Here is a 10,916-nt window from a genome sequence, read left to right as displayed (position 1 = left end):
TGGGCGCCACCCGGCTGTACTGCATGATTGCGCTGATCCTGGCCGGCGCCGCCTTTCTCACGCTGGCCATGGGCTACATCGGCCTGCCGCGCCACCTGGCCGAATGGATAGGCACGCTGGGCCTGAGCCGTGCGCAGCTCATTGTGGCGCTGACGGTTTTCTTCATCCTGCTGGGCTGCTTTCTGGACGGCATCTCGATGGTGGTGCTGACCATGGGTGTGCTGATGCCCACGGTGCAGGCGGCCGGCATTGACCCGATCTGGTTCGGCATCTTCGTGGTGCTGGTGGTCGAGATGGCCCAAATCACACCACCGGTGGGATTCAATTTGTTTGTGCTGCAGGGCATGACCGGCCGCCAACTGACCTGGATTGCCAAGGTCACCATGCCGATGTTTTTTCTGATGTGCGCTGCGGTCGCACTGATTTACGTCTTTCCCGGCATCGTCACCTGGCTGCCGCAAAAAATGGCAAACTAAGCCGATGTGGCCCGTTGTTGCGATTTGTGTGGGAGCCTCCGTGGGCGCGCTGTCCCGCTGGGGCCTGGGCCTGTGGCTCACGCCCGGCGGCGTGATTCCCTGGGGAACGCTGGCCGCCAACCTGATTGGCGGCTACCTGATTGGTGTATGCATCGCCATTTTTCAGTCCATGCCCCAGCTTGACCCCGTCTGGCGCCTGCTGCTGGTGACCGGCTTCCTGGGCGGACTCACCACCTTTTCCTCGTTTTCGGGTGAAGTCGTGAGCTTGCTGATGCAGGCGCGCTATGGCCTGGCGCTGGGCACCGCCGCGCTGCATGTGCTGGGCTCGCTGCTGCTCACCGTTGCAGGCATTAAAAGTGCTATTTTTTTAATAGCTATAGGTTCCCGATAATATTGGGATATCGCCACTTTTAGTCATTATTCCAGCAATACAGGCTTTTCCTGGACGCTACCCAAATCGGCGGAAATAGCCACAATGCGTGATGGCCTCCATGACCCCCTTCAATCCCGCCTCCGCCAAGCCCGACCGACTGACCCGCATTGGCCAGGCGCGCCAGGCGGTTTTGTATGGGCAGCCGCCGCCGGGCCCGGCGCTGGCGCTTGAAGGCTGGCTGGAGCGCTCATGGCGGCGTTGCCTGGCGCGAGGTCTCCAGCCAGACCACATGCCGTCTTTCGACATGCTGCCGGCCCCTGCACTGCGGCGCACGCTGGAGGACCACCGCCAGCTGCTGCGGGCGGCCCGGCCGGTACTGGAAAAACTGGGCCGCGCCATTGCAGACACGCGCTATTTCGCGCTGCTCACCAACCAGCACGGCGTGGTGGTCGATGTAGACGGTCCGATAGACCACCACGACCGCCGCGCCGAGCTGATCACGCGCCTGGGCACCGACCTGTCGGAGCAGCAGGTAGGCACCACCGCCATTGGTGCGGCGCTGACCGAACTGCAGCCGGTCTGGCTGCACCGGGGCGAGCACTTCTTTGACGCCACGTCGGTTTACAGCTGCGCTGGCGCACCGCTGTTTGGCCCGGACGGCCGCTGTGTGGGCATGCTGGACCTGACCGGCATTAACGCGCTGGAGCGGCCCGAACTCAAGCACCTGGTCACGCAGTCGGCGCGCAGCATTGAAAACGCACTCACCCTGAACTGCCCGCACAGCCTGCTGATCCGGCTGAACTGGCCAGGCCGCACGCTGGGGGGCGACGAGGATGGCCTGGTCTGCGTGGACACCGATGGCTGCGTGACCGGATCCAACCCCACTGCGCGGCAAATGGTGCCGCACCTGAACGTGGCGACGCGCTCGGCGGTGCACTGCAGCGACCTGTTTGCCATGCCGTTTGAAATGCTGTTTGACGCCGCGCGGCAGGGCCCCCATGACCAGCAGCCACCGCTGGAAGTGCCGCTATGGACGGGGTTGCGCTTGTTCGCGCTGCCACTGGCGCCCGGCAAAAGCGCAACGCGCGGATCGACAGCGCCCACCGGCCAGCGGCCGCTCAGGGATGTCGAGGCCGCGCTGATTCGCAAAGCCGTGGAAGATGCGCGCGGCAACGTGGTCCAGGCAGCGCGCGCGCTGGGCATCAGCCGGGCCACCGTGTACCGCAAGCTGGGCCACAAAATCCGCCCCTGAAAAACCGGTAAAGGCCTGTAACGACCCCGCCAGGTTCGCTTGGTTTTTTGCCCTGGGCAAAGTACAACAACGTTTGTCCGCAACGGCTTGCCACCGGCAAAAGGCAATGGGCCCGGTCAGCCCATTGATCTCCATCAAGACCACTTGGCCTGAGGTCTGGACAATCAAGTTTCACGTATTTCCAGCAATTCACCGTTGAGCAAGCACCATGAACTGGCTGAAAAAACTCTCCCCCACCCGCAGCGAAGCATCCGGCCTGGAGTGGACGCTATGGCGAAAACTTCCGCTGATCTTGCTGGCGGGCACCGCCCTGCCGCTGATGGGCTTGGGCGCGGTGCACCTGCTGACCGACCCGGAGCCTAGCGCCCAGCAAGCGCGCTGGCTGCAATTGGCCGACTATGTGGTCGGCGGCGTGATCGTTTTTCACTGGAGCATGGTGCTGACGCTGGGGATTGGCTGCGTGATCGTGATTGTGATGAAGGGCCCGGGCTATGTGGCCGATGGCTACCTGGTGTCGCACAGCGACAAGCCGCGCGAGGTCTCCGAGACGGACGAGGAAGCCGCGATGGCAAGGGCCTCGGCGGTCAAGGAGCAGCCTGAATAAGCCAGCGCATCAGGGCGCTGGCGCCCCGGTTCAGTTCAATCGCTGGCCATCAGACAAATTCCACCAACTGGGCCTTGCTTAAGCCAGGTCAAACTTCGTTGAAGTGGGCCACCCCGGGCGGTAGCCACCGCCCTGGACCGGCCTTACAATAAAAGTAATTATCGTATTACTTGCGAAGTCATGGAAATAACCGGCAAGCGCCTCAAGCAATCCACCGAAGTCCGCCAGGCCGGACTGGTGGAGGCTGCATTGGCGCTGGCCGCCCAGCGCAGCCCGGCCGGCATCACCACCGGCGACCTGGCGCAGGCCGTGGGCATCACGCAAGGAGCGGTGTTCCGGCACTTTGCCAGCAAGGAAGCGGTCTGGCTGGCGGCGCTCGACTGGGCCAGCGACACCCTGATGGCGCGGCTCAATGCCGCCGCCAGCACAGCGCCCGGTCCGCTCGCTGCGCTGCAGGCGGTGTTCATCGCGCATGTCGACTTTGTCATGGCCTACCCCGGTGTTCCCCGCGTGATTTTTCAGGAACTGCAGCAGGCCGAAGATACGCCGCTCAAGGCCCGCGTGCGCAGCCTCATGCAGCAGTACCGCGCCTTGTTAATGGCACTGCTGCAGCAGGCGCACCAGCAGCAACTGCTGGCCCCGGGCACCGACCTGCAGGCCGCCGCCGTGCTGTTTGTCGGCTCCGTGCAGGGCCTGGTCATGCAGTCCCTGATCAGCGGCCAGGTCAGTGCCATGGCCGCGCAGGCGCCCGGCGTGTTTACCCTTTATCTGCGCGGACTCACCCTGAAGGAAACCCCATGAAACACAAGCCGCTTTTAACCCGCCGCCTGGCCCTGGGTGCGCTGGCGCTGGCACTGGTGGGCGCGCTGGCCTTTGTGGCGCTGCGCACCGGGCCGCTGGCGCCCACGCGCGTCACCGTCGCCGCCGTGCAGCAGGGGCGGCTGAGCCCGGCCATTTTTGGCATTGGCACGGTGGAAGCGCGGCGCAACTGGATGATTGGCCCCACGGTGGCCGGCCGCGTGCTCAGCGTGAAGGTCGACGTGGGCGACACGGTCAAGGCCGGGCAGCTGCTGGCTGAAATGGACCCGGTGGACCTTGACCAGCGACTGGCCGCGCTGGACGCCGCACTGGCGCGCACGGCCAGCACCCAAGCCGCCGCGCAGGCGCAAGTGGCCGACGCCACGGCACGGCGCGCGCTGGCCGCCGTGAATACCAAACGCAACCAGGACCTGGCCGCGCAAAACTTCATCAGCGCGGGCGCGCTGGAAGCACGCCTGCAGGAAAAAGCATCGGCCGACGCAGCCCTGCAGGCCGCGCAGGCCAACCTGAGCGGTGCGGGCCAGGACGTACTACGGCAGCGGGCCGAGCGCGCCGCGCTGGCGCAGCAACGCGGCAACGTGCGCCTGCTGGCCCCGGCCGACGGCGTGGTGACCAGCCGCGACGCTGAAGCCGGCAGCACGGTGGTGGCCGGCCAGCCAGTGCTGCGCCTGATCGACCCGGCCAGTTTGTGGGTCAGGCTGCGGGTCGATCAGGGCCGCTCCGCCGGGCTGGCGACTGGCCTGAAAGCCAGCATCGTGCTGCGCTCCCAGCCACGCACGCCGCTGGCCGGCCAGGTCGCGCGGGTCGAGCTGCTGGCCGACAGCGTGACCGAAGAGCGCATTGCGCAGGTGACGTTTGACGCCGCCGCCCCGGCCTCGGTCGGCGAACTGGCCGAAGTCACGCTACGGCTACCCGAAACCCCCACCGCGCTGCTGCTGCCCAACGCCAGCATCCAACGCCAGCAAGGGCAGACCGGCGTGTGGCGGCTGGACGACGGCAAACCTGTCTTTACGCCAGTGCAGCTGGGCGCCCACAGCCTGGACGGCCAGGTGCAGGTGCTGGACGGGCTAAAGGCCGGCGACGAGGTGGTGGTCTACAGCCAGAAAGCCCTGAGCGCTGGCGCCCGCGTGCAGGTGGTCGAAGCGCTGGTCAAAACGCCGGCCGGAGCCACTCCATGATCAGCCTGGCCGGGCGCGACATCGCCCACGGCTGGGGCAAGTTTGTGCTGACCGGCCTGGGCCTGGGCCTGCTGATTGGCGTGACGCTGACCATGGCCGGGGTGTACCGGGGCATGGTCGACGACGCGCAGGCGCTGCTGACCAACAGCCAGGCCGACCTGTGGGTGGTGCAAAAGGACACGCAGGGGCCGTATGCCGAATCGTCCAGCCTGAAGGACGACGTGGTGCGCAGTGTGCGCGGCATGCCGGGCGTGGCGCAGGCCGCCAACGTGACCTACTTCACCATGCAGGTGAGCAACGACGATGGCGGCGAAACGCGCGCCATGGTAGTCGGCATTGAGCAGGATGGACCGGGCGCACCAGGCTACCTGGTGGCAGGCCGCCAGCTCACGCGCAGCCATTACGAGGCCGTGGCCGACCTCAAGGCCGGCTTTGCCCTGGGCCAGCGCATCCGCATTCGCCGCCACGACTACACCGTGGTCGGGCTGACGCAGCGCATGGTGTCGTCGGGCGGTGACCCGATGGTCTTCATTGCGCTGAAAGACGCGCAGGAAGCACAGTTCTTGAAAGACAACGACGCCATCGTCAACGACCGTACCCGAACCGCCAATAACCCGGCCTTTAACCGCCCCGGCGTGCCCGGCCTGCTGGACGCGGTGCAGGCGCTGCAAACCAGCAGCCGCAACGTCAACGCGGTGCTGGTGCAGCTGGCGCCCGGCTTCGAGGCCGAACAGGTGGCCGAGCCGATTCGCCGCTGGAAGCACCTGGCGGTGTTCACGCGCGCGGGCATGGAAGAGATCCTGGTGGCCAAGCTGATCGCCACGTCAGCCAAGCAGATCGGCATGTTCCTGGCGATCCTGGCGGTGGTCAGCGCCGCCATCGTGGCCTTCATCATCTACACCATGACACTGGGCAAGATCCGCGAGATTGCGGTGCTGAAACTGATTGGCACGCGCAACCGCACCATTGCCGGCATGATTTTGCAGCAGGCGCTAGGCCTGGGGCTGATCGGGTTTGTGGTTGGCAAGGTGGCCGCCACGGTCTGGGCGCCGGTGTTTCCCAAGTATGTGCTGCTGCTGACGCAAGACGCCCTTACCGGCCTGGGCGCCACGCTGCTGATCTGCGCGCTGGCCAGCACGCTGGCGATTCGCGCGGCGCTCAAGGTCGATCCGGCCACCGCCATCGGCTAACCAACATGAACGCCATGACACCAACCCCCATCCCCGGCGGCATTCTGATTGAAGGCCTGCGCAAGGTCTACGGCCAGGGCGACACCGCCGTCGAGGCGCTTAAAAACGTCAACATGACCGTCGGGCCCGGCGAGGTGGTCGGGCTGGTCGGCCCGTCGGGCTCGGGCAAGAGCACGCTGCTCAAGTGCCTGGGCGCCATCATCGAGCCCACCTCTGGCCGCATGACGCTGGGCAATGAGTTGATCTACGACAACGGCTGGACCAGCTCCGACTTGCGCGCGCTGCGGCGCGACCGCATCGGCTTTGTGTTTCAGGCGCCGTATCTGATTCCGTTTCTGGACGTGACCGACAACGTTGCCCTGCTGCCCATGCTGGCCGGCGTGCCCAACGCCGAGGCCAGGCGCCGCGCGCTGGAACTGCTGACCGCACTGGACGTGGCGCACCGCGCCAAGGCCGAGCCCTCGCAGCTGTCGGGCGGCGAGCAGCAGCGCGTGTCGATTGCGCGCGCGCTGGCGAACCGCCCGCCGGTGATCCTGGCCGACGAGCCCACCGCGCCGCTCGACAGCGAACGCGCCCTGGCCGTCATGCGCATCCTGAACCAGATGGCCCGGCAGGCGCAAACCGCCATCATCGTGGTGACGCACGACGAAAAGATCATTCCCACCTTCAAGCGGATCTACCACATCCGCGACGGCCAGACCGTGGAAGAAGCCGGCGAAGGCCGGGCATTGCTGTAAAAAAGTTCAGTCGAACGATGGCTGCTGCGGCGTGACCACGGGCTTGCCGGCGGCCGCCCAGGCGTCAAAGCCGCCCGCCAGGGACTGCACGTTCAGGTAGCCCATGTCGTGCAGGGCGACGGCGCTCAGGGCGGCGCGGCCGCTGGTCTTGCAGTACAGCACGATCTTGAGGTCGCGCGGCTGCAGCGCCGGGTTGCCGCTGAACTTGAACTCCAGCATGCCGCGCGAGATGTGCACCGCGCCGCTCAGGTGGCCGGCGGCGAATTCGTCGGCCTCGCGCACATCAAGCAGCAGGTCGGCATCGCGGATGGCCTGTTCGGCATCGGCGATGGTAATTTCCTGCACGCGGGTTTTGGCGGCGGCAACGAGGTCGTGGGCGGTTTTCATGGGGTTCCTGAGCGGTTGAGTGCAAATCAGATCAATTTACCATTGAAAACGAGATGATTTTGGAACCACGCCACGGACAGGCCTATTTCGCGGCGTTCGGGAAAAACAGCGGCTCGCCGTTGATTTTGTAGCCGGCAATCACGCCCTGCCCGGCTGGCGAGATGATCCAGTCGACGAATTTTTGCGCCTCAGCGACCTTGGTTTTCGGGTGTTTGGCCGGGTTGACCACCATCACGCCGTACTGGTTGAACAGGCGGGTGTCGCCTTCGACCAGCACCGCCAGGTCGGCGCGGTTCTTGAAGTTCAGCCAGGTGCCGCGGTCGGTCAGCACGTAGGCGCCGGTGCTGGCCGCCATGTTGAGCGCCGGGCCCATGCCGCAGCCGCAGGCCTTGTACCCGGCAAACGCCGGGGTGGCCACGCCCGCTGTTTTCCAGTAGCGCAGCTCGGCCGCATGGGTGCCGCTCTTGTCGCCGCGCGAGATGAAGCCGGCGTCAAAGGCCTTGACCTTTTGAAGCGCCTCGGCAATGTCCTTACCCTTGACCCTGGCCGGGTCGGCCGCCGGGCCAATCAGCACGAAGTCGTTGTACATGACAGGAAAACGCTTGATGGCAAAGCCCTCGGCCACCACTTTTTCCTCGGCGACCTGGTCGTGCACAAACAGCAGGTCGGCGTCGCCCCGGCGGCCCATGTCGATGGCCTGGCCGGTGCCGACCGCCACGACCTTGACGTCAATGCCTGACGCCTTCTTGAATTCGGGCAGTAAGTAGCCAAACAACCCCGACTGCTCGGTGGACGTGGTGGACGCCATCACGACGCTGGGCGTTTGTGCTATTGAAACAGTAGCTGATAGCGCAATGAAAACCGCGGCCAAAGCCCTGAAAGACTTGAAGTTCAAGGCCATTTTATTTAAACCGTTCATGCGAGTTCTCCCTTTAAAAAATTTTCAGCGGCCAGGGGCAAAGGCCCATTAAAAAAAGCATTGGTGGGCAAGTCGGCCAACAGGTGGCCATGCTCCAGGTACATCACGCGGCTGGCCAGGCGCTTGACCTGGCCGAGGTTGTGGCTGCTGAAAATCAGCGTCATGCCGGCCTCGGAAAATTCGGCCATCAGGCGCTCCACCTCGCGCTTGGCGGTCGGGTCCAGGCTGGACGTGGGCTCGTCGAGCAGCAAGACCTGGGGCTTGAGCGCCCAGGCCCGCGCCAGCGCCACGCGCTGCTGCTGCCCGCCTGACAGCGCCTTGGCGTTGCGCCCGGCCAGGTCGGCCAGCCCGACGCGTTCCAGCGCCTGCAGCGCCTGCGCCCGGGCTTGCTGCCAGGGCGTGCCGTTCAGCCACAGGCCCAGCGCCACGTTGTTTTGCACGCTGGCGCGCAGCAGGTAGGGGCGCTGAAACAGCATCGCCGTGCGCATATTCGCATCCCGCTCGATGTGACCGGCCACCGGCTGCACAAAGCCCTGCAGCGTGCGCAGCAGCGTGCTTTTTCCACTGCCGTTGGCACCCACCAGCGCCAGCCGTTCACCGGGGCGGACCTGAAAGGTGCAGGCCGCCAACGCCTGGAGCCGGCCAAACTGCACAGTGACAGACTGCAGCTTGAAAATCGGCGTCATGGCTGCGCACCCTGTGCGGCGCGGCCGGGCACCAGCGCCATGCCGGCCTGCTGCAGCGGGTCGTCGAGTCGCTCGCGCCAGCGCCGCACCAGCGCAATCAGCAGATTCAGCAACAGCACCACGCCCAGCAGCAAGATGCCGAGCGCCAGCGCCAGCGGCAAGTCGCCCTTGCTGGTTTCCAGCGCAATCGCGGTCGTCATCACGCGCGTGAAGCCCTCGATGTTGCCGCCGACCACCATCACCGCGCCCACCTCGGAAATGGCGCGGCCAAAGGCGGCGATCAGCACCGTCAGCAAGGCATAACGCTCGTCCCACAGCAAAATCAAACTGCGCATGAAGCGGCGCGCGCCCAGCGACTGAAACTGCTCGCCATGGCTGCGGTCGGCGTCTTCAATGGTCTGGCGCACCAGCGCCATCACCACCGGCAGCACCAGCACGCTTTGGGCCAGCACCATGGCCTTGAACGAAAACAGCCAGCCCAGAAACCCCAGCGGACCGCTGCGTGACAGCAGCAAATACACCACCAGCCCCACCACCACCGAAGGCAAGGCCAGCGCCGTATTGAGCAAGGCCAGCACCACGCCCCTGCCCTTGAAGCGCGCCACGCCCAGCCAGGCGCCCAGCAGCAGGCCGGCGCTGCAGGCGATGGCGCAGGCGACCGCGCTCACGGCCAGCGACCGCAGCACGATGCTGGCGAGCAGCGGGTCGAGCGAGGTGATGAGTGAAAAGGCCGTGACGGCGCTGTCGGAGAAGGTGTTCAAAAGGTAGTCATGCAGCAGGTTTTGCGAGACTTTATCCTAGTGCCGCCGGCCCTGCGGGCGCATCGGTAGAGACCGTTATGAAGTGATTTGCATAGGAAAATCAAGGACTTGAGACACTTGCGCGGCACCAGGCCAGCGCGGGCCCTGCACGCATAATCAACGTACTCCCTTTCCCCATGCACAAAGTCCAACTCTCCTACCTGCTGACGCCCGAGCGCGGCAAAGACGCGCTGATCCGCAACCCGCTGATGGACTTGCTGCACGCCGTGCGCGAGCAGGGTTCGATCGGCAAGGCCGCCAAGGCGCTGGACCTGTCTTACCGCCATGTCTGGGGCGCACTCAAGGACTGGGAGCAGACGCTGGAGCGGCCGCTGATCGTCTGGGACAAGGGCCAGCGCGCGCGCCTGACGGAGTTTGGCGAAAAACTGCTGTGGGCCGAACGTCAGGCCCAGGCCCGGCTGGCGCCGCAAATCGAGGCCCTGCGCGGCGACCTTGAGCGCGCGTTTTCCAGCGCGTTCGATGAAAACACCCATGTGCTGACGCTTTACGCCAGCCACGACGCCGCGTTGACAGCGCTGCGCGAACACGCCGGCGCGCACGGCCTGCACCTGGACATCCGCTTCATGGGCAGCGTCGACGCCATTGCGGCGCTGAACGCCGGGCGCTGCACGCTGGCCGGGTTTCACACGCTGGACCAGCCCGCCAGCCAGTCAGTGGCGGCGCGCACCTACCGCAGCCTGCTCAAACCCGGCCTGCACAAACTGATCGGCTTTGCCCACCGCACCCAGGGCCTGATCGTGGCCAAAAACAACCCGCTGGGCCTGGCCAGCCTGGCCGACCTGGCGCGGCCCGGCGTGCGCTATGTGAACCGCGCGGAAGGCGCGGGCACGCGAGTGCTGCTGGACGAGCTGCTGGCCAAGGCGGGCTTGCTGCCGGCCGCGATTGCGGGCTACGACAGCCAGGAGCCGTCGCACACGGCCGTCGCCCAGGCGGTGGCCAGCAACGCAGCCGATGCGGGCCTGGGCATTGAAACGGCGGCGCATGAAAAAGGCCTGGGCTTTGTGCCGCTGGTGCAAGAGCGCTACCACCTGGTGTGCCTGAAGTCCGAACTGCCAACGCCGCAGGTCCAGGCTTTACTGAAAGAGCTGCAAAGCCGCGACTGGCAGACCACGCTGGGCAGCATGCCAGGTTACAGCGTCAAACTGGCGCAGAGCGGAAAGATCCTGTCGCTGCGGGGGGCGTTGCCGTGGTGGAACTACCGCACGCAGAAGTCGTGATTTTCCTGCTTCTCTGATGTGGGCTGGTTAATTTTTTGATAGCGGGTTGGCGTTGCGGGGTTGGGCTGGCCGGGAGTCGCCCGGCGGGCGAGTCACTTTTCTTTGCTTCGCCAAAGAAACCTGACGAAAAGAAAGGCGACCCGCAGCCTGGGTCCCTACGCTGCGCTTCGGGCAACCTGTGCTGCCCCGGCAAAGCGGGGGGCGAGCTCGAACTCGCTTCACTGCGTTGCGCTCAGACAATCGCTCGCCCTGATCCC

Annotated in this window: 13 protein-coding genes; 9 read left to right on the top strand and 4 right to left on the bottom strand. The window is 65.6% G+C overall.

Annotated elements, in window-relative coordinates; all coding sequences use genetic code 11:
• The 8 genes from IV091_RS04630 to IV091_RS04595 all read left to right on the top strand — a co-directional run.
• Positions 1 to 476 (top strand): TRAP transporter large permease subunit (locus IV091_RS04630; RefSeq protein ID WP_293465762.1); only part of this gene is annotated, 476 nt, incomplete at its 5' end.
• Positions 477 to 480: 4 nt separating this feature from the next.
• Positions 481 to 867, top strand: a complete 387-nt coding sequence (gene crcB / locus IV091_RS04625) for a fluoride efflux transporter CrcB (RefSeq protein ID WP_293465759.1) — start codon at positions 481 to 483, stop codon at positions 865 to 867.
• A 91-nt stretch (positions 868 to 958) separates the two neighbouring features.
• On the top strand, positions 959 to 2,101 hold the full coding sequence (locus IV091_RS04620) for a helix-turn-helix domain-containing protein (protein WP_293465756.1): 1,143 nt from the start codon (positions 959 to 961) through the stop codon (positions 2,099 to 2,101).
• A 208-nt stretch (positions 2,102 to 2,309) separates the two neighbouring features.
• Positions 2,310 to 2,705, top strand: coding sequence for a hypothetical protein (locus IV091_RS04615; protein WP_293465754.1), 396 nt, complete (start codon positions 2,310 to 2,312; stop codon positions 2,703 to 2,705).
• A 180-nt stretch (positions 2,706 to 2,885) separates the two neighbouring features.
• Positions 2,886 to 3,506 (top strand): TetR/AcrR family transcriptional regulator, encoded by a 621-nt coding sequence (locus IV091_RS04610; RefSeq protein WP_293465751.1) that lies wholly within the window; start codon positions 2,886 to 2,888, stop codon positions 3,504 to 3,506.
• Positions 3,503 to 4,702, top strand: a complete 1,200-nt coding sequence (locus tag IV091_RS04605; protein WP_293465748.1) for an efflux RND transporter periplasmic adaptor subunit — start codon at positions 3,503 to 3,505, stop codon at positions 4,700 to 4,702. Before IV091_RS04610 ends, IV091_RS04605 begins: the two co-directional genes overlap by 4 nt.
• Positions 4,699 to 5,892: an ABC transporter permease gene (locus IV091_RS04600; protein ID WP_293465745.1), complete on the top strand. Its 1,194-nt coding sequence runs from the start codon at positions 4,699 to 4,701 to the stop codon at positions 5,890 to 5,892. Before IV091_RS04605 ends, IV091_RS04600 begins: the two co-directional genes overlap by 4 nt.
• A gap of 5 nt (positions 5,893 to 5,897) precedes the next feature.
• A complete protein-coding gene (locus IV091_RS04595) occupies positions 5,898 to 6,629 on the top strand; it encodes an ABC transporter ATP-binding protein (RefSeq protein ID WP_293465742.1) in 732 nt (243 codons plus the stop codon).
• Positions 6,630 to 6,635: 6 nt separating this feature from the next.
• Here IV091_RS04595 and IV091_RS04590 read toward each other — a convergent pair whose 3' ends face one another.
• From IV091_RS04590 to IV091_RS04575, 4 genes are all read right to left on the bottom strand, one after another.
• Positions 6,636 to 7,016 (bottom strand): rhodanese-like domain-containing protein, encoded by a 381-nt coding sequence (locus IV091_RS04590; RefSeq protein WP_293465739.1) that lies wholly within the window; start codon positions 7,014 to 7,016, stop codon positions 6,636 to 6,638.
• An 82-nt stretch (positions 7,017 to 7,098) separates the two neighbouring features.
• Positions 7,099 to 7,935, bottom strand: coding sequence for an extracellular solute-binding protein (locus IV091_RS04585; RefSeq protein ID WP_293465736.1), 837 nt, complete (start codon positions 7,933 to 7,935; stop codon positions 7,099 to 7,101).
• Entirely contained in the window at positions 7,932 to 8,621 is a 690-nt protein-coding gene (locus tag IV091_RS04580) for a phosphate ABC transporter ATP-binding protein (protein WP_293465734.1), read from the bottom strand. Before IV091_RS04580 ends, IV091_RS04585 begins: the two co-directional genes overlap by 4 nt.
• The gene (locus tag IV091_RS04575; RefSeq protein WP_293465731.1) at positions 8,618 to 9,382 is read right to left on the bottom strand and encodes an ABC transporter permease; all 765 of its coding nucleotides are present in this window, start codon (positions 9,380 to 9,382) and stop codon (positions 8,618 to 8,620) included. Before IV091_RS04575 ends, IV091_RS04580 begins: the two co-directional genes overlap by 4 nt.
• A gap of 176 nt (positions 9,383 to 9,558) precedes the next feature.
• Between IV091_RS04575 and IV091_RS04570 the strand changes: the two genes are divergently transcribed.
• Positions 9,559 to 10,659 carry a substrate-binding domain-containing protein gene (locus IV091_RS04570; RefSeq protein ID WP_293465729.1) on the top strand — a complete coding sequence of 367 codons (1,101 nt, stop codon included), beginning with the start codon at positions 9,559 to 9,561 and terminating at the stop codon, positions 10,657 to 10,659.
• Positions 10,660 to 10,916 lie beyond the last annotated feature (257 nt).

Source organism: Polaromonas sp., from assembly GCF_018780625.1.
Classification (GTDB): Bacteria; Pseudomonadota; Gammaproteobacteria; order Burkholderiales; family Burkholderiaceae_C; genus Polaromonas.
The sequence above is the reverse complement of the archived record's forward strand: the minus strand, read 5'-3'. Positions and strand labels throughout refer to the sequence as shown.

What these genes read in the sequence shown, in the direction of transcription:
- IV091_RS04590 (WP_293465739.1), bottom strand. Translation starts at nt 7,016, where the DNA reads ATGAAAACCGCCCACGACCTCGTTGCCGCCGCCAAAACCCGCGTGCAG.
- IV091_RS04595 (WP_293465742.1), top strand. Translation starts at nt 5,898, where the DNA reads ATGAACGCCATGACACCAACCCCCATCCCCGGCGGCATTCTGATTGAA.
- IV091_RS04600 (WP_293465745.1), top strand. Translation starts at nt 4,699, where the DNA reads ATGATCAGCCTGGCCGGGCGCGACATCGCCCACGGCTGGGGCAAGTTT.
- IV091_RS04585 (WP_293465736.1), bottom strand. Translation starts at nt 7,935, where the DNA reads ATGAACGGTTTAAATAAAATGGCCTTGAACTTCAAGTCTTTCAGGGCT.
- IV091_RS04610 (WP_293465751.1), top strand. Translation starts at nt 2,886, where the DNA reads ATGGAAATAACCGGCAAGCGCCTCAAGCAATCCACCGAAGTCCGCCAG.
- IV091_RS04580 (WP_293465734.1), bottom strand. Translation starts at nt 8,621, where the DNA reads ATGACGCCGATTTTCAAGCTGCAGTCTGTCACTGTGCAGTTTGGCCGG.
- IV091_RS04570 (WP_293465729.1), top strand. Translation starts at nt 9,559, where the DNA reads ATGCACAAAGTCCAACTCTCCTACCTGCTGACGCCCGAGCGCGGCAAA.
- IV091_RS04605 (WP_293465748.1), top strand. Translation starts at nt 3,503, where the DNA reads ATGAAACACAAGCCGCTTTTAACCCGCCGCCTGGCCCTGGGTGCGCTG.
- crcB (WP_293465759.1), top strand. Translation starts at nt 481, where the DNA reads ATGTGGCCCGTTGTTGCGATTTGTGTGGGAGCCTCCGTGGGCGCGCTG.
- IV091_RS04620 (WP_293465756.1), top strand. Translation starts at nt 959, where the DNA reads ATGGCCTCCATGACCCCCTTCAATCCCGCCTCCGCCAAGCCCGACCGA.
- IV091_RS04615 (WP_293465754.1), top strand. Translation starts at nt 2,310, where the DNA reads ATGAACTGGCTGAAAAAACTCTCCCCCACCCGCAGCGAAGCATCCGGC.